16 protein-coding genes are annotated in these 18,724 nt (G+C 37.9%); 11 read left to right on the forward strand and 5 right to left on the reverse strand.

All coding sequences use genetic code 11. From position 1 onward, the window contains the following. Window positions 1–63 precede the first annotated feature (63 nt). Window positions 64–1,422, forward strand: a complete 1,359-nt coding sequence (locus tag DRF61_RS15080) for an acyl-CoA dehydrogenase family protein (RefSeq protein ID WP_111958491.1) — start codon at window positions 64–66, stop codon at window positions 1,420–1,422. 97 nt (window positions 1,423–1,519) lie between these two features. On the opposite strand, the gene DRF61_RS15085 is transcribed toward DRF61_RS15080, so the two are convergent. Continuing rightward, window positions 1,520–1,897: a DoxX family protein gene (locus DRF61_RS15085; RefSeq protein ID WP_111958493.1), complete on the reverse strand. Its 378-nt coding sequence runs from the start codon at window positions 1,895–1,897 to the stop codon at window positions 1,520–1,522. 157 nt (window positions 1,898–2,054) lie between these two features. Here DRF61_RS15085 and DRF61_RS15090 point away from each other — a divergent pair, with 157 nt between their 5' ends. After that, a complete protein-coding gene (locus tag DRF61_RS15090; protein WP_111958495.1) occupies window positions 2,055–2,294 on the forward strand; it encodes a bacteriocin-like protein in 240 nt (79 codons plus the stop codon). 66 nt (window positions 2,295–2,360) lie between these two features. Here DRF61_RS15090 and DRF61_RS15095 read toward each other — a convergent pair whose 3' ends face one another. Both DRF61_RS15095 and lon read right to left on the reverse strand, forming a co-directional pair. Continuing rightward, window positions 2,361–3,473 carry an AI-2E family transporter gene (locus tag DRF61_RS15095; protein WP_111958497.1) on the reverse strand — a complete coding sequence of 371 codons (1,113 nt, stop codon included), beginning with the start codon at window positions 3,471–3,473 and terminating at the stop codon, window positions 2,361–2,363. A gap of 240 nt (window positions 3,474–3,713) precedes the next feature. Then, complete coding sequence (gene lon / locus DRF61_RS15100) at window positions 3,714–6,119, reverse strand: endopeptidase La (RefSeq protein ID WP_111958499.1); 2,406 nt, start codon at window positions 6,117–6,119, stop codon at window positions 3,714–3,716. A gap of 260 nt (window positions 6,120–6,379) precedes the next feature. On the opposite strand from lon, the gene DRF61_RS15105 reads away from it, so the two are divergent. The 9 genes from DRF61_RS15105 (at window position 6,380) to serS (ending at window position 17,034) form a co-directional block, all read left to right on the forward strand. Continuing rightward, window positions 6,380–8,533: a peptidylprolyl isomerase gene (locus tag DRF61_RS15105; protein ID WP_111958501.1), complete on the forward strand. Its 2,154-nt coding sequence runs from the start codon at window positions 6,380–6,382 to the stop codon at window positions 8,531–8,533. Window positions 8,534–8,659: 126 nt separating this feature from the next. After that, window positions 8,660–9,610 (forward strand): MlaD family protein, encoded by a 951-nt coding sequence (locus DRF61_RS15110; RefSeq protein ID WP_111958719.1) that lies wholly within the window; start codon window positions 8,660–8,662, stop codon window positions 9,608–9,610. Between the two features lie 7 nt (window positions 9,611–9,617). After that, window positions 9,618–10,961, forward strand: a complete 1,344-nt coding sequence (locus DRF61_RS15115) for a 4Fe-4S dicluster domain-containing protein (RefSeq protein WP_111958503.1) — start codon at window positions 9,618–9,620, stop codon at window positions 10,959–10,961. A gap of 71 nt (window positions 10,962–11,032) precedes the next feature. Next, a complete protein-coding gene (locus DRF61_RS15120) occupies window positions 11,033–11,818 on the forward strand; it encodes a (Fe-S)-binding protein (protein WP_111958505.1) in 786 nt (261 codons plus the stop codon). 101 nt (window positions 11,819–11,919) lie between these two features. Next, window positions 11,920–12,408, forward strand: a complete 489-nt coding sequence (locus DRF61_RS15125; protein ID WP_111958507.1) for a hypothetical protein — start codon at window positions 11,920–11,922, stop codon at window positions 12,406–12,408. A 377-nt stretch (window positions 12,409–12,785) separates the two neighbouring features. Further along, entirely contained in the window at window positions 12,786–13,922 is a 1,137-nt protein-coding gene (locus DRF61_RS15130) for a glycosyltransferase family 4 protein (RefSeq protein ID WP_167409436.1), read from the forward strand. After that, on the forward strand, window positions 13,919–15,163 hold the full coding sequence (locus tag DRF61_RS15135; RefSeq protein ID WP_111958511.1) for an oligosaccharide flippase family protein: 1,245 nt from the start codon (window positions 13,919–13,921) through the stop codon (window positions 15,161–15,163). Before DRF61_RS15130 ends, DRF61_RS15135 begins: the two co-directional genes overlap by 4 nt. Before the next feature lie 26 nt (window positions 15,164–15,189). Further along, window positions 15,190–15,699 carry a hypothetical protein gene (locus DRF61_RS15140; RefSeq protein ID WP_111958513.1) on the forward strand — a complete coding sequence of 170 codons (510 nt, stop codon included), beginning with the start codon at window positions 15,190–15,192 and terminating at the stop codon, window positions 15,697–15,699. Between the two features lie 66 nt (window positions 15,700–15,765). Next, window positions 15,766–17,034, forward strand: coding sequence for a serine--tRNA ligase (serS, locus tag DRF61_RS15145; RefSeq protein WP_111958515.1), 1,269 nt, complete (start codon window positions 15,766–15,768; stop codon window positions 17,032–17,034). Between the two features lie 79 nt (window positions 17,035–17,113). On the opposite strand, the gene DRF61_RS15150 is transcribed toward serS, so the two are convergent. Continuing rightward, window positions 17,114–17,890 carry a hypothetical protein gene (locus tag DRF61_RS15150; protein ID WP_111958517.1) on the reverse strand — a complete coding sequence of 259 codons (777 nt, stop codon included), beginning with the start codon at window positions 17,888–17,890 and terminating at the stop codon, window positions 17,114–17,116. Window positions 17,891–17,968: 78 nt separating this feature from the next. After that, the gene (locus DRF61_RS15155) at window positions 17,969–18,709 is read right to left on the reverse strand and encodes a hypothetical protein (protein WP_111958519.1); all 741 of its coding nucleotides are present in this window, start codon (window positions 18,707–18,709) and stop codon (window positions 17,969–17,971) included. Window positions 18,710–18,724 lie beyond the last annotated feature (15 nt).

Raw genomic sequence — 18,724 nt, forward strand, 5'->3', positions numbered from 1 at the left:
AATGACTTATTTTCGGAGCAGTTTTTGCTTAACTTTTACAAATCAATCCCACAAAACATTACTATGTCAAATACTTTTTCCAAAATCAGAAACGCTATAGAATTATTCAGATCCATAGATTTTGACCAGCTGAGTGCTATTTCTCAAAAAGTTGATCTGCCTAAGCTGATGCAGAATTTCTCCAAGCTGGATGATAAACAGCTGAACGGAATGATGAAAATGCTTGATCCCAATAAGAAAAAACGGGAGCTTCCTCCCATTGATGGTGATTTTTACGACATCTACCATACGCTTACTCCGGAACAACGGGAGATTCAGCTTAAAGTAAGAACGTTTATGGAAAAAGAAGTGAAACCTTTGGTCAATCATTATTGGCTGAGGGATGAATTTCCTTTTGAACTCATTCCGAAATTTCAGAAACTGAATATCTGTGGTGTAACCTATGAAGGGTATGGCTGTCCGGGAATGCCTTTTCTGATGGAAGGTGTCATTGCCATGGAAATGGCGAGAATTGATGCCTCTATTGCTACATTTTTTGGTGTGCAGTCAGGGCTGGCGATGGGATCTATTTATATCTGCGGATCAGAGGAGCAGAAGCAGAAGTGGCTTCCCCAGATGCAGAAATTCGAAAAAATAGGTGCTTTTGGCCTCACAGAACCTGAAGTAGGGTCCGGAGCAGCAGGCGGTCTTACCGTTACCTGTAAAAAAACAGAGCAGGGCTGGATTCTCAATGGACAAAAGAAATGGATCGGGAATGCAACATTTGCTGATCTTGTCATTATCTGGGCAAGAGATCTGGACAGCGGTGAAGTGAAGGGCTTCATTGTGGAAAAAGATAATCCGGGCTATTCCGTAGAAAAGATAAAAGGGAAAATGGCATTAAGGATTGTTCAAAACGGATTAATCACTTTAACTGATTGCCTGGTTACCGAAGAAAACCATCTCCAGAATGCCAATTCATTTAAAGATACCGGAAAAGTTCTGCGTATGACCAGGGCAGGAGTGGCATGGATGGCTACAGGCTGTGCAAGAGGGGCCTATGAAAGTGCACTACAGTATACCAGAACCAGAGAACAGTTCGGAAAACCTATTGCTTCATTCCAAATGATCCAGGGACATCTTGTGGAAATGCTTTCCAACCTTACTGCCATGCAGACTATGGTCTTCCGGCTTTCGGAAATGCAGGATGAAGGAATTTTAAAGGATGAACATGCGTCCCTGGCCAAAGTTTTCTGTACTTTGAGAACCAGAGATATTGTTTCCAGGGCGAGAGAAGTGATGGGTGGAAACGGTATTCTTCTTGAGTATGACGTGGCAAGATTTGTGGCAGATGCCGAAGCCATTTATTCTTACGAAGGAACAAAAGAAATCAATTCACTGATTGTAGGAAGATCAATTACAGGATTCAGTGCATTTGTATAGATTTTTAATGTGAATGGTGAATTGTCATTACTGAGTATCTCAGGATATAAAATTGACAGCGAAGCTAATTGATAATTCACCATTCATCAATAACTTCCTAGCTAATCAAAGCCTTATATTTCTCCCTGTTATCAATAATCATCCAAAGATTAATCAGGAACAGAGCTCCTGCGATGGACATTCCCATGGTAGATTTGTCTATTGTGAATACGTGAACCACAATTCCCACCATTACGGGTAAAATGACAATGGCTCCTAATGCTCTTGTTTTTGGGAAAATAAATAATAGCCCGCCAACAACTTCTACAATTCCCACCAGAGGCATCAGCCAGTGAATTTCTCCAAATGCGGCAAAAAGTTTCATTTGCTCAGGCGTTGGCTTTTCCATTGGCATATAATTAAAGAATTTGTTTAATCCGGCATTGATAAACATAAGCCCGAAAAGAAGGGCAAAGATAAATTTTACGATTTTCATAATTGTTGATTTTATATCAAATGTAAAACAAAAATGCTATTCGTAAGTCTGTTTTTATTAAAATTTGTTAATATTTCATATTTATCCCTATGTTTGGAATAATTTCTAATTTCATTTAATATATTTGTTATACAAATCAAAACTAAACAATCGTATTATGCTGAAAAATCTTCAAAAATTAAATCGTGAGAGTTTAAAGAAAGTTCATGGCGGAGGAAAACCTCCTATCTGTGATATAGGACCGGAAGGCTGCCCGTGTATTATTCCGCCGGGAGACCCGTGTTTAGGTGGTCCAGGTGGTGGTGGCGACGATTTGGGATATTGTCCTGATAGCCATGCATATATTCCGTGTAACCAGACCTGTCCAAGCGGAATGAGCCCATTGTGCGCACTATAAGATCAACTATAGGAGCTGTCTCAATGGAGGCAGCTTTTTTTATTTGTAATAACTCATTGTCAATGGTCAATCCATTTCCTTCAATGTGATATTCTTAGAAATCTTGTAGCTCTTTTTCTTTTTATTCGGCTTTTCTTCTTCCCCGAGCAGCTTGCCCCATGGCTTTAAGCCGTCTACTCTTTCAAAAATAATTTTAATGATTGCAATAGCCGGAATGCAGAGGAACATTCCTGCGATCCCCCAAAGATGTTCGCCTAAAATAATTCCGATGAAGGAAAACAGAGCATTGATCTTTACTTTTGAACCTACAACAAACGGAAGGACAATATTTCCGTCAATGATATGTATGGCAATATACCCGATTGCTACGTATACACAGGTAGAAGGGGCGCCGGTTGCAAAGGCAATAAAACATGATATTAAGAGGGAAATACATATTCCCAGATAAGGAATTACATTTAATAAGCCTGTCAAAATAGCCAGAAGTATGGCATATTTTATTCCTAAAACAGTAAGAAGGATGGTGCAGAGCATTGAAACAATCAAAACCTGTAGGCAAAGCCCGAAAATATATTTTTTCGTCATGACTCTGATCTCGTTAACCACTTCCTGCACACTTGCTTTATGTTTTTCGTTAAAAACGGTTACAATGAAATTATTAAGAACCCTTCTGTAATTTAAAATAAAAATAAAGAACAAGGTGAAAAATACGATAAAGCCAAAACCGCTTGAAAATATTCCGAAAGTAAAGCCAAGGATTACTCCCGAGGAAGAAAGCAGCTTGTTCAAGCCCTGGTTAATATAATCCAGCTGCTCATCTATCTTTACATTGAAGGTTTTTGAAATCCAGTGCTGCAGATTACTGAAAACAGTCGTCACCTGATCCCTTAGATGGGGAATGTCTTTGCTGAAATCAGAAAGTTGTGATCCGAAAAAATAAATAAGCCCAGATAAGATAGCCAGCATCACAAAAACCGAAGTCATTGTTGATATGGATCTTGGAAATCTTAATTTTCTTTCCATGAAAGTGGCGGCGGGAAGAAAGAGCATAGCCATTAAAAAAGCTAAGAAGAAAGGAGCTAATATGCTCTGTCCGAGTGCCAGCAGGTAACCCAAGCCAATAATAGAAATAACTACAAGCGTAAGGTTAACAAGAAAAGGAAGTCGAAGAAAATTCATAATTTTTCAAATCTGTTGCATAAAAATAAGAAAACCCGTCTAATTAAAGACGTATTTTGGGTTAATTAACATAATTCTTTTTGAAAGAGAAGCCATAGGATAGTGTCGTGTGGTACATGTTTTTTTAAATTAATCTTAACTATTTTGTGCTTTTGCAGCTGAGCTTAATGACAAAAAACGCACCTCAAATATAATCTGAGATGCGTTTCCTTATTGAGAGTTGATATGATATGTTCTGAATTATTTTTCGATCGCAAAGTCGACTACTTCCTCCATTCTGTTCACATAATGTACAGTCAGGTTTTTCAAATAATCTTTTTTGATCTCTTCCACATCTTTTCTGTTCGCTTCACAAAGAATTACCTCTTTTATTCCTGCTCTCGTGGCTGCAAGAAGCTTTTCTTTGATTCCGCCTACAGGAAGTACTTTTCCTCTTAACGTAATTTCACCTGTCATCGCAAGATGAGGTTTTACTTTCTTATTTTTGAATGAAGAAACCATTGACGTTAGCATAGCAATACCTGCAGACGGCCCGTCTTTCGGTGTTGCCCCTTCCGGGACGTGAACGTGGATGTTTTTCTTATCCAGCTCTTCCTGCGCTATTCCAAGCTCGTCATGTTTAGCTTTGATATATTCCAAGGCGATGGTTGCAGATTCTTTCATAACGGTACCCAGGTTTCCGGTCATGGTAAGACCTCCTTTTCCATTACTTAAAATACTTTCAATATATAAAATATCTCCACCCACACTGGTCCATGCAAGACCTGTAACTACGCCAGGTACCCCGGTGATTTCAGACAGGCTTTTCGGTCTTGGAACACCAAGAATCTCATCTATTTTTTCAATAGTGATCCTTGGGTCATATTCTTTCATTAAAGCAGTTTGAAGGGCAACCCATCTTGCAATGGATGCAATCCTTTTTTCCAGGGTTCTTACACCGCTTTCTGAAGTGTGTGCTTCAATGATATGTTTAAGTTCAGAATTTCCGAGTTTGAATGATTTCGCATCCAAACCGTTTTCTTCCTGCTGCTTTTTGATCAAATGTCTCTTTGCAATCTCTGTTTTTTCCTCCATCGTATATCCGGCGATCTGAATGATCTCCGTTCTGTCTAACAATGGCGTCTGGATCGTAGACAGTGAATTTGCCGTAGCGATAAACATCACTTTGGACAAATCGTAGCCCATTTCCAGGAAATTGTCATAGAAAGATTTATTCTGTTCAGGATCAAGAACTTCCAAAAGGGCAGAGCTTGGGTCACCGTGAAGCCCCTGAGCGATTTTGTCAATTTCATCAAGAACGATTACCGGATTGGAAGTGCCTGCTTTTTTGATAGATTGCAGGATTCTTCCTGCCATGGCTCCAATATATGTTTTTCTGTGTCCACGGATTTCACTTTCGTCATGAAGTCCGCCCAGAGATAATCTTACATATTTTCTTCCCAGGGCATCAGCAACCGATTTTCCTAAAGATGTTTTTCCTACTCCCGGAGGCCCTACAAGTAAAAGAATAGGGGATTTCATGTTATTTTTTAGCTTTAAAACAGCCATGTGCTCCAGAATTCTTTTCTTAATATCTTCCAGTCCGAAATGAGCCTTGTCTAAAGTTTTTTCAGCCTTGGCAATATCAAAAACATCTTTTGTATAGGTTTCCCACGGAAGATCTGTGAAGAAATCAAGATAATTTCTCTGAACGTTATAGTCCGGCGAATTCGGGTTTTGGCGCTGCAGTCTGCTGATCTCTTTCTGGAAATGATCTTCCACTTCCTGATTCCACTTTTTTCTTCTTGCCTTATTGATAAGATCCTCGACATCGCTTTCCGGGCCACCTCCCAGCTCATCCTGAATGGTCCTGATCTGCTGATTCAGAAAATATTCTCTCTGCTGTTTGTCAAGATCCTTTGATGTTTTCTGATGAATCTGGTTTCTCAGTTCCAGTTTTCTGAAATCCTCATGCATCATCTCATAGCACTTATTAGCCCTTTCCATAAGGCTTTTCTCCTCAAGCAGCTTTTGTTTTTCCGTAGAAGGAAAGCTTGCATTAGTGCAGATGAAATTCAGAAGATCATCATTATTATTAATGTTTTTGATAGCGAAATTGGCCGCATTTGGAATATTAGGGTCCAGCTCGATTATTTTCAAGGCTAGATCTTTGATATTCTCAAGTAAAGCCTCATATTCTTCCTTATTTTTTGGCCTGGAATCTTTCAGTTTTGTGATTTCAGCTTTGAAATAAGGCCGGCTTTCTACGATTCTTTTTATTTTAAATCTGTGGAAACCTTTAGTAATAGCTGTAATATTGCCTTCAGGAAGTTTGATGATTTTGATGATCTTTGCCAATGTACCGGTCTGGTACATATCTTTCTCGGCTGGCTGCTCCAAATCTGAGTTTTTCTGGCTCACGATTCCAATGAACTCACCATTTTTCTGTGCTTCTTCAAGAAGCTGTATCGATGTTTTTCTTCCTGCAGTAATAGGAATTACCACATTCGGAAACATGACCATATTTCTTACGGGAAGTATAGGGAATATTCTCTGTTCGGAATTTTTATCCGTCTCCGAAAAGTCTGAAAGATTGATCTCCTCGGCTACAATGTCAAACCCATCGCTGATCATTTCCTCTAAACTAATATCTTCAAATTCTGTCATAGTTAATCAAATGACAAATTGTCATCTTCGTTTTAAATCGTTAAAATGATATTTTACAATATGCGCTGAAAACGTGCAGCGTATTATAGTTCTCTAAATTGCACAATACCTATGCCATTTGTTTTTTGCTAAAAAATATGGTCAAAATTTCCTTTTTTTAGTAATCTTTCATTTTAAAAATTAAAATAAAGGAGTTCTGCTTCTCTAATTTCTTAAAAATGTGTATTTTCGCAAACTGATAAAAAACTATAATATATAAAATGGCAATTTTAGGACAGATTAGGAGTAAGCCTTGGCTTTTGATGGGAGTGATCGCATTGGCGCTTTTAGCGTTTCTGGTAAATCCCGACAGCATCGACAAGGTTTTTGGAAAAAATCCTGATGTTTTAGGAAAAGTAAACGGTGAGAAAGTCACCCGCGAAGAGTTCAATGATCAGCTTTTCGTACTGCAGCAGCAGGCTGAGCAACAGGGCCGTCCAAAAACGGGACTTGAAGAGCAGGCTTGGCAGTTACTTGTACAATCTAAACTTATCAAACAACAATTTGAGAAATTGGGCTTTGAAATGACTGATGATTATTTCTGGAATCAGATCCAGTATGATCAGATGTTCGCTCAAAACCAACAGTTCTTTGATGAGAAAGGTAATTTTAAAACTCAAGAGCTTAAAAAAGAAATTGAAACATTAAAGAACACCAACCCGGAAGGCTACAACCAATGGCTGAAGACCAGAAAAACTGTGGAATACAGGCTGATGGCAAGACAGGTGTTTACTAATATTTCAGCGGGAATCACTACTGGCAAAAAAGAAGCTGAAGAGCTTATGAAGCAGAGAGACCAGCTGGCTGATATCGACTTTGTAAAGATCGACTATGCAGCATACCTTCAAAAAACGAAAATTAACGTTACTACGGCAGACCTTGAAAACTATATCAAGCAACACCCTGTCATGTTTAAAGCGGAGCCAAGCAGAAACATCGGAATTGTATATTTCCCTTCTAAGCCTAGCCCGGCAGATGATGCAGCGGCTCAGAAAGAGATCAATAAGCTTTTCTCAGGTGGTACGGATGCAAGTGGAGGAACAGAGAACTTCCAGAATACAAAGAACGACTCTATGTTCGTGATGGCTAATTCTGATATGCCTTTCAACAATCAATATTCAGCGCCTGCCCAATTGCCTCAGACAATTCAGGGACAAATTGCAACTGCAGCTATCGGACAGACTTTTGGGCCCTACAAAGAACAAAATTTCTATGTAGTGTCGAAACTTTTGGATAAAAAGACTTCAGATTCTACATTGTCAAGACATATTCTTATCGCTTTCAAAGGAAGCCCTGCAGGACAGGGTGTAGCAAGATCTAAGGAACAGGCTAAGAAATTGGCAGACTCTATCGGAGCTATTGTGAAGGCTACTCCTGCTAAATTTACGGAATTCCTGAAACTTTCTAATGACCCTAACTCTGCAGCACAAGGTGGAAGTTTAGGCTGGACAACTCCAGAAACACCTTTCGTTCCTGAGTTCCTTACCTATCTGGCAAATAACCCTAAAGGCGCTACAGGAGTGGTAGAAACACAGTTCGGATACCATATCATCAATATTGAAGATAAAAAAGCCGGTGCTATGAGCTATAAGGTAGCTAACCTTGTAAAAGAAGTTAAACCTTCAGATGCTACAGAAGCCGAATCTGATAAAAAAGCAAGAAGATTCATTCAGCAGGTTCAGGGGAAATCTTTCAACGATTTCGTGAATATTGCTAAAAAAGGAAACTATCAGTTCTCTAATCCTAAAGCCGCTAAAAGATTCGACGGGCAGCTTCAGGGACTTGGGACAGATAAAGACGGAGAAATCCTGGCATGGGCATTCGATAAGAAAAGAACTAAAGGAGATACAGAATTCTTTACTGTAGAAGGTACAGGAGATAAAATCGTAGCATATCTTAACGGAAAACAGGAAGCAGGTCTTGCAGATCCTGAATCTGTAAGAGATCAGATCGAGGTGGTTGTTAAAAATAAATTGGCGGCTAAACAGATCTCTGATAAAATTGCCGGCGCTAAAGCTTCAAGCTTAGACCAGATCGCAAAACTGTTTGCTTCAACAAAACAATCTGCTCAGGTTAATATGCTTAACCCTTCAGTAGCCGGTGCTATGGAGCCTAAAGTTGCAGGTGCTGCTTTTGGAGTTGCAAAAGGTAAACTTTCTAACCCTATTGAAGGAGGAACAGGAGTTTATGTATTGATCAAAAAATCAGAAACAGTGAACAAGCAGCCGGGTGACCTTAAGCAGTTTACGGAATCTATTACCCAGAGAAGTGCAAGTATGTTCGGACAGGCTTGGATGAAGAGTCTTCAGGATAATGCAGATATCAAAGATTACAGAATTGAAATCTGGAACAAGCTGGGAAATCAGCAGCAGTAAGATTTTAATTTTACAGATATAAAAGCGGCAGAATTTTCTGCCGCTTTTTTGTATTTAACGCAGAACAATAAAGAAAAAGATTAATTTAAAATGTGTTATATTTGCTCATTAGAAAAAATTTATCAAGTGAAGTTCAGTAAAGAATTAAAAGCTGGTGTGATTGCACTTATAGCTATTGTAGGCTTTGTGGTGTTGTTTCAATTCATGAAAGGCAGAAGTCTTTTTACTACCGATAATATATTTTACGCAAAATACGATAATGTGGAAGGACTTGCGCAGTCATCTGCGGTTTCCATTAATGGTTTGAAAGTAGGTCAGGTTGATAAGATCATTCCTAGAACAGCAAAAGACGGAAAGATCAGTTTTGTGGTGAAAATTACGGTAGATGACAAATTCGAATTTTCCAAAAATTCAACCCTTGAAATCTTTGAACCAGGCCTGATGTCAGGAAAAGAAATGAGAGTAAACCTGATGTATGGAGGTCCAACTGCAAAAGACGGTGATACGCTTCAGGGATCTTTCAAACTGGGAACATTAGGAAGCCTTTCTTCTCAGGTAGGTCCTGTTAAAGATCAGTTGCAGACTGTTCTGTACAGAGTAGACTCTTTGATGGCGAATGCAAACCAAGTGGTCAATGCACAAAACAGAGAAGAAATCAGGGCGCTGCTTGCCAATCTTAATAAGACGGTAGGTGCTTTGCAGACTACAGCAGGAAGTGTAAATACTCTTGTGGGACATAACGATCCTAAACTTCAAAAAGTACTTGACGATGCAAGCCTTACCATGCAAAGTGGGAAGGTGACATTAGATAAATACGGGAACCTTGCAGAAAGCATTGATACTAAAAGACTGAATGCGACAATTGCTAATTTGGACGCTACCGTAGGAAAACTTAACCAGGTAATAGCAGGTGTCGATAACGGACAGGGAAGCTTAGGGAAATTAATGAAGGACGAGCAGCTTTACAATAACCTGAACTCTGCTTCCACTAACCTGAATTCATTGATTGAAGACATGAAAGCAAACCCTAAGAGATACATTAATTTCTCAGTTTTCGGTAAGAACAATAAAGACTAATCACCTTATGCAATACATCGATAACATTATTTTTCTGATCTTATTAATTGCAGGATTCGGGCTGTTTGCAAAAAGCCTGCAAAAGATCTACAGGAATATCAGGTTAGGAAGAGAAATCAACAGAAGCGACAGGAAAGCCGAGCGCTGGGAAACCATGGCCACAGTGGCAATGGGCCAGAGCAAAATGGGAAAACGTCCTGTAGCAGGTATCCTTCACCTTTTTGTATACGTAGGTTTTGTTATTATCAATATTGAACTGATAGAAATTATTGTTGACGGAATCTTTGGAACCCACAGATTTCTGGCTTCCATTTTCGGAGATACTTTCTACAGTTTCTTTACGGCAACATTGGAAGTGCTGGCTCTTTTAGTAATCATCGGAGTTGTTATTTTCTTTATCAGAAGAAACTTCTATGGCGTAAAAAGGCTTAATATGAAAGAACTTTTTGGCTGGCCAAAAAATGATGCCAACTGGATTCTGATCATAGAGTTCGCTCTGATGGTAGCTTTCTTTAGCATGAATGCTTCAGAATCTGTTTTGCAGGCAAGAAATGCAGAAGGCTTTCATCATATAGGTTCTTTCCCGATTAGCCAGATGCTTTTTGTTCCATTCCTGGAAGTATTCAGTTTTGACAATGGCTTCTTGATTTTTGTTGAAAGATTTGCATGGTGGTTCCACTTTGTGGGGATTCTTTTCTTCATGAACTATCTTTATTACTCAAAACATCTTCATATTATTTTGGCTTTTCCAAGCACATGGTTTGCGAACCTTGAGAAAAAAGGAAAATTCAATAACCTGGATTCTGTTACCAAGGAGATCAAACTGATGATGGACCCTAACGCAGACCCTTATGCTGCACCGGCTGAAGGCGAAACAGCAGATGTTCCGTCTAAATTTGGAGCAGAAGATATATTTGATCTTAACCAGGTGCAGTTGCTTAATGCATACTCCTGTACAGAATGCGGAAGATGTACTGCCGTATGTCCAGCTAATATTACAGGTAAAAAACTTTCTCCGAGACTGATTCTGATGAAAACAAGAGACAGGATCGAAGAAGTAGGACGAAATATAGACAAGAACGGAAAATTCGAAGACGACGGTAAGAAGCTTCTGAATGATTATATTACGAAAGAAGAGCTTTGGGCCTGTACCACATGTAATGCATGTACAGAAGCATGTCCGGTATTGCTGGATCCGCTTTCTATCATTTTCGAAATGAGAAGATTCCTTGTGATGGAGCAGTCCGCTGCCCCTCAGGAACTGAATCTGATGATGACGAATGTAGAAAACAATGCTGCTCCTTGGCAGTATAACCAGGCAGACCGTCTGAATTGGGCAAATGAGAATTAATGTAAAATAATGTAACAATGTAGCAATTCATTGGTAAACTGGTACATTGGCATATTCGTAAATTTGAGAAAATGGATTTCAATATAAAAACAATGGCAGAATATGCTGCCGAAGGAAAGGCCCCGGAAGTTTTATTTTGGGTTGGATGTGCCGGAAGTTTTGACGACCGAGCCAAAAAAATTACAAAAGCATTTTGCAAGATATTAAACAAAATAGGAGTTGAATTTGCAGTTCTCGGACAGGAAGAAAGCTGTACCGGGGATCCCGCAAAAAGAGCAGGAAACGAATTTGTTTTTCAGATGATGGCCCTTACTAATATTGAGGTCCTGAATGCTTATGAAGTGAAAAAGATCGTCACTGCCTGCCCTCACTGTTTCAATACCCTGAAAAATGAATATCCAAGCCTTGGAGGTCACTTTGAAGTCGTTCACCATACTCAGTTCCTTAAAACTTTGATGGAGGAAGGAAGGCTGAAGATAGAAGGAGGTGCCTTTAAAGGGAAAAAAATCACTTTCCATGATCCTTGCTACCTTGGAAGAGCCAACGGCGAATATGAAGCTCCAAGAATGCTCCTTGAAAAACTGGATGCAGAACTTGTTGAAATGAAACGCTGCAAAACCAATGGTTTATGTTGTGGAGCAGGAGGTGCACAGATGTTTAAAGAACCAGAAAAAGGAAATAAAGACATCAATATCGAAAGAACGGAAGAAGCTTTGTCTTTCGAGCCAAAAGTCATTGCTACAGGATGCCCTTTCTGTAACACAATGATGACGGACGGTGTAAAACATTTTAATAAAAATACAGAAGTAGCTGTAAAAGATATTGTAGAACTTCTTGCAGAAGCTGAAGATCTGTAAGAACAGCAGAAAATAAGAAAAAACTCAGGCTTAGGTCTGGGTTTTTCTTTATCATAAAATCAGGAATATTTCTTAATTTTATACTTTAAAATTGACAGGATATGAAAATTGAAGAATCCAGCATAGTAGAAACCAGCGACTACAGAGTTATTATATACCCGGCATCCAGACCTTTTGAAACCAAAGAAGCTAAGGCCATTACCGAAAAGCTTTTCGATTTCCTGGCGACCTGGGCGGCACACGGAAAACCGCTTTCTTCATCCTTTAAAATTGAAAAAAATCAATTTATCGTGGTTTGTGTGGATGAAGAGAAAGAAATGGCTTCAGGCTGTAGTATTGACGCCTTAGGGAAGATCATGCGCGAAATTGATGAAGAATACCAGCTTGGACTTTTCGACAGGATGAAAGCCAGCTTTGTACAAGACGGGGAGGTAAAAACATTGAAGCTTCAGGATTTTAAATCTCAGCTGAGAAGCGGTGAACTGCCAAAAGACATCCAGGTTTTTGACTTCTCTAAAAATACATACCTGGACTTTTTAAGCCACTTTTTACTGCCATTGGAAAAAAGCTGGGCTGCAGGTATAGCTTAAGCGAATATAAAAATCAATCGATCAGAACTTTAGATTGAAGCCTTAGGCAGTTTTCTGTTGAAAACAGTCTTTATAAAGTCTTCAATGTAAGGTTCTTTTGTTTAGTACCTCTGCTGGGCTACTGCAATAGAAACAGCTTTTATTCCACATTATCCTTGATTTGCATACCCGAAAGGATTACAGAATTTGCTCCTGTGGAAGTATTTAATCTATCATTAATGAATTATTATACGTTGAAAATTAATGGTATACTAACTTCCTTTAATTATGCTGATATTTTTGGGAATTATTCGGATTAAAGATAGGAATTCACTAATTTTAACCATTATTTGAAGGTCGATTAATGACTTTACGTGAATATACATCTAGATAAAATTTTGGAAAAGAAAAAAATACTGTTTATCTCATCATGGTTTCCCAATAAAATAGAGCCTACGAATGGAAATTTTGTTCAGCGTCACGCTGAGGCTGTGGCAAAAATACATGATGTTGAAATAGTTCATGCCATTGGTGATTTTAATCAAAAGCAAAAGTTTCTGGAGGATGATCGGACGATAAACGGTATCAGGACCTGTATTATTTATTATAAAAACTCAAAAAATCCTGTTCAGAATTTTTTACGGAGAATGCAGGCGTATAAAAAAGGCTATCATAAAATGCAGAAACCGGATTTGGTGCATGCTAATGTAATGCATAATTCTATGCTTTTTGCTGTTTATCTAAAGAAGAAATTTAAAATTCCGTTTGTAGTTACTGAACATTGGACAGCGTTGAGGGAAGTAAATCGTAATCGCACTCCTTTTATTACAAAATTGATTGCCAAAATCATTGGAAACGCTGCAGAGAAGATATTGCCTGTGAGTGGTGATTTAGAAAAAGGACTAAAGAAAATTGGTATAACCACTGAAATGAAAGTTATTCCCAATGTGGTTAATACTAACCTTTTTAAGCCGGTAATAAAATCAGGTTCTGATTTTACATTTATCCATGTCTCCAATTTGATTCCCAGAAAGAACTCAGATAAAATATTAAAGGTTGCATTAAAGCTCTTGTCAAAAGGATATCGGTTTAATTTACAGTTGGGAGGTGATGGGAATATTGACACTTTGAAAGACGAAGTAAAAAATGCAAAAGCTGAAGACAGAATAGAAATTTTTGGAATACAAACTATAGCCCAGGTCGCTGAGCGAATGCAAAAATCCGATTGTTTCATTCTTTTTAGCGATGACGAAAATCAGCCTTGTGTAATTGCAGAGGCATTTGCCTGTGGTCTTAAGGTGATATCAACAAATGTTGGTGGAATCAGCGAATTTTTTCCTGAAAATGCGGGCATTTTACTTCCAAAGGTAGATGAAGAACAGTTGTTTTCTGCAATGAGTCTAATTTTAGAAGAACCTAAAAATGAAAGTGTTTCTTTACTATCTCAATATGCAAAAGATACTTTTTCAGAAGAAATTATTGGCCGGAAGTTTTCTGAAGTTTATGAAAATATTTGTAAAAATAAGAAGCCATGAAAAGCTTGAAAGATTTTTTGAGAAGCTTTTTTAATAATCAAGGGCATTACGTTTTTTTATCTTTCCTGATTGCTAAAATTTGTGGATTTGCAGGAAATTTATTGGTGATCAGGTTGCTTTCTGAAAATGAATTTGGAGTATTAAGTATTGCTCTTTCGGTACTTACCATTTTTATGCCGTTTACAGGTTTTGGAAGCGGACAGAGTTTAATGCGGTTCGGATCAATTTCAACTGACGAGACTGAAAAGCGGAAAATTTCCTCCTACTTTTTTTTCAAAGGGCTGTTCTTTGAAATCTTGTTGATTATTTTATTTTTATGTGTTTCTCTTTTTTATTATAAAAAGTATGAAAATATCTTTATTATTTTCTGTTTTGGTGTGGTAAGATTGGCGGGATATTATTTTGTGAGCCATATTCAGGTTTTTTACCGGATTACGGGTAAGAACCGGATATTTGCAAAAGTTAATAATGTGGTTAATATCGGAGGATTGATTTTAATTCTTATTCTCACTTATTTCTTTAAGTTTTATGGTTACCTGATTGCCATTGCCATCACACCATATCTTTCATTGTTTTGGCTGAACAAAGAGATTTATTCATTTCATCAGTTCATTCCTAAAAATTACAGGGAAATGTGGAGGTATGGTGCATTTACAGCTGCAACATCTCTTATTTCCGACACTATGTTCTCTCTAGACATTCTTTTACTCGGGTTTTTAATGAATGAAACTGCTGTTGCCAATTACCGTGTTGCCATTCTGATACCATCCAATATCACCTTTTTAGCCATTAGTTTTTTGCAAAGCGATTTACCATTGCTCTCTAAAAACTATCAGAATAAAACATTTTTAAAATCTTATGTAATTAATTTCCATAAAGTATTTATACCTGTTTGTATTGGTATATTTATTTTCTTTATGTTTTTTGATCGCTACATCTTAAAATATTTTTTCGGAACTGCATATATTGATAATTCGGAGTTACTGATGGTTTTATTAATAGGATTCAATATAGGAATGTTAACCAGAAATCTTTATGGGAATCTTCTTCCGGCAGTGGGTAAAGTAGAAATCAATACCTGGGTGGGTATAGCTTCTCTTATTTTCCTTGCAGTGGCTGCATATTTATTAATACCTGTATATGGAACTTTAGGGATGGGTATTGCCATGACATCAACAATACTTATATCAGGTTTATCTTATCTTATTTTTTTCTTTTTGTATCTGAAGAAACTTCCTTAATTACAAATCTTTATTACCTTTGTCTTATGAAGAATTCGGGTTTTCGATTATTGTTTGTGCTTTTTGCGTTCGTTAGTTGCGGAAGCGATGATGATTCTTTACAGAGAATTGATCAGATTCTGAACATTTATGTAAAAAACAGTGCGGGACAGGATCTGCTGAATGCAAAAAAGACAGGTTCCTATTCTTCCTATGCGGTTAATGATGCTTTTGGTGTTGCGGACGTGGCTCCGGTATCTGTACCCCTTAAAGTAACTACAGACTCTATATACTACTTTGAATATTTAAGGGGAGCAAAAAGAAGAACATTGGACTCATTAAGCCCCGATAACAGAACATATCATTCTAAATTGGCATTCGCATTGAGCAGAACAGAGAACAATGTGGTGATAACTACTGTTGATTCAATGGAGATTAAATATCGTTGGACACCGTCGGTATTTCAGGTCTCGGAAGTTCGTTACAATAACCAAGTCGTATTTACCAAGACTGCGGATGCACCCAATGCTATAAATACCATTACTATCATAAAATAATTTAAATTTGCAAAACTGTTAGCTTAGCTTTTTAAGTTAACATCTAATATTTAACATCTCAATAAAATGTTACAAGTCAATTTTTTGCGCGACAATAAAGAACGCGTTTTAGAAGGTCTTAACAAAAGACAATTCAAGAATCTTGGGTTGGTAGACGACGCTGTTGCTGCCGACGACGAAAGAAAAAGAATACAGTTTGAATTAGATTCCCAGCTTGCCGAGATCAACAAAATTTCCAAAGAAATTGGACTTTTGATGAAAGAAGGAAAAAAAGAAGAAGCGGAGTCTGCAAAATCTAAAACAGCACAATTCAAAGAGTCGAGTAAAGAACTGCAATCCCAATTAGATGCAACAGAAAAAGCTTTACTGGATATTTTATACCAGATTCCCAATATTCCGTTTGAATTAGTGAAAAGTGGAGCTTCTGCAGAAGACAACGAGAATATTTTCCAGTCTCACGATGTAGAAGGACTTGGAGAAGGAGCGATCCCTCACTGGGAGCTTGCCAAAAAATATAATCTGATTGATTTTGAACTTGGAGTAAAAATCGCTGGAGCAGGTTTTCCTGTTTATTTAGGAAAAGGGGCAAGGCTTCAGAGAGCTTTGGTTCAGTATTTCCTGGATAAGAATGTGGAAAAAGGCTATATGGAGGTTAATCCTCCTCATGTGGTTAATGAGGCTTCAGGATACGGAACAGGACAGCTTCCTGACAAAGAAGGGCAGATGTATCACATTGGTTTGGATGATCTTTATCTTATCCCAACAGCTGAAGTTCCTGTAACGAACCTTTACCGTGACGTATTGCTTGAAGAAAAGGATCTTCCTATCAAAAATACAGCTTTCTCTCAGTGCTACAGAAGAGAAGCGGGAAGTTACGGAGCTCATGTAAGAGGTTTGAACCGTCTTCACCAGTTCGAAAAAGTAGAGATTGTAAGACTTGAAAAGCCTGAGAACTCTTATGCTGCGCTGGAGGAAATGGTGGAGCACATCAAGGAAATTCTTACGGATCTTGAGCTTCCGTTCAGGGTGTTGAGACTTTGTGGTGGTGATATGGGATTCACATCAGCAATGACCTATGACTTTGAAGTTTGGAGTGCTGCGCAGGAAATGTGGCTTGAAGTAAGCTCTGTATCTAATTTTGAAACTTTCCAGGCAAACCGTCTGAAATGCCGTTTCAAAACAGAAGGGAAATCTCAGTTGGTTCATACACTGAATGGCTCTGCAATGGCCCTTCCAAGGATTATGGCTGCATTGCTTGAAAACAACCAGACCGCTGAAGGAATCAGAATTCCTAAGAAAATTGCAGAATATGCGAGATTCGATCTGATTAACTAAAATTATATTTCAATTTCAGTATAATAATAATCCCCTTTCATTTTTGGAAGGGGATTTTATATTGGGTCTTAGAGGTCAATTATTCAGTAGTAATAACCACTTTCTTATCCTTATTGACAAGGTTTTTGCCGTCCACAAGATCATTGGATCTTACAACAATTTCAACTGTTTTGTTATCGATCTGTTTTACGAAATCGTGTTTGCCTTCAATACTTTTGATGGGTTTCTGAAATTTAAGCCTGTTAGAAAATGTAAGATTGAACATTCTCAGCATTCCTGCCATTCCGGAAGCCATTTGTTTGCCATAGGCCTCAATGGAATCACTTTTGGTTTTAGGAACTGTTTTTTCTTCCGTTTCCTTTTCTTCCAGCATTTTGAGAATTCCATCAGAATTAAATTTATCAGTATTAATAATCAGAGATTTACCATTCCAGACTGCAATATCCTGTAAGGGGATCTTTTTCAGACGTTTGTCGCTGGCCAGAAGCTGGGTAATTTCTGCGGGCATAAGTTTATCATACTTCAAGGAAAGGCCTATGATCTCGTTTTTATCTTTATCCACTTTCATATAGACTTTTTTCAGCACCTTCACCGAATCCTCATTAAGAGTTATTCTTCCGTGCTTCTGAACATTATAAAGACTTGTCCAGTCGGTAGGCAATTTATCCAGGTCGCTCAGTTTCTTTGGATCAGAACCCATCATGCTCATCATTCCCATTACACTTTTATCCATCAGGATATTAGACTGCATGCTGGTAGCAGAGTCTTTGTAATAGGTAGTTTCTGTATTGATAGAGCAGGACTGGAGAACTATGACAAGGATAGCAGCCCATAAAAAATTTATCTGTTTAATCATTACTGAAATTTTTTGTGTTCTCTTATGTATTACAAAACAGATACCAACCAAAAACGGACTGAAATTTCAGCCCGTTTTTTATTCTGTAACGATAACAATTTTTTTATCGGCATTCCTGAGTCTGGCCTCTTTATCATACATCGCTTTAAGATCGTAATCAATTTTAACGGTATAATTATCGGTTTGTTTTACCCAATCATGTTTTCCGGTGATAGATTTTATTTTGTTTTCAAATTTCAGGGTTGTTTCTATACTTTTAAAAAACATGGTAACCATTCCTTCCACTTTTTCAGCCTCGTCTTTAGAAGCTTTGCTTTTAAGAGTTTCTTCAATGTTTTTAAGATTGAAATTTTCCGTGTTGATCGTTAATGTTTGTCCGTCCCAGTTATTGAAAATATTCTGGTCCAGCGGAAGTTTTTCCTTCTTGTTATAGCTTTTCAGCATCTGATAGTCCGCTTGGGTAAAGCGATCCATTTTTAAGGAAAGTCCGGCCGGCTCATTATTTTCCTTGTTCATTTTCATGAAGATCTTTTTCATGAGTCTTATCGAATCGGGATCTGTAGTCTGCGGCTTGCCACTTTGCTTCTGAACATCCAGAAAACTTGTCCAAATCGTTGGCAACTTGTCCATTTCTCCGAATTCTTTCTGCTGTTTCAGAGAATCGGGAGTCATAGCTTTCATTTCAGAAATAAATTGTCTCATATCGATGTCTGTAACAGAAGTTGATGCAGCATCTTTGTGATAGACAATTTCAGAGTTAATAGTACATGATTGCAGAACAAAAAGACCTGCAATGAATAAAAAAAGGATATTTTTCATGGAATTAGTTAGCTA

This window comes from Chryseobacterium lathyri (genome assembly GCF_003290185.1).
In the GTDB taxonomy this organism is placed as follows: domain Bacteria; phylum Bacteroidota; class Bacteroidia; order Flavobacteriales; family Weeksellaceae; genus Chryseobacterium; species Chryseobacterium lathyri.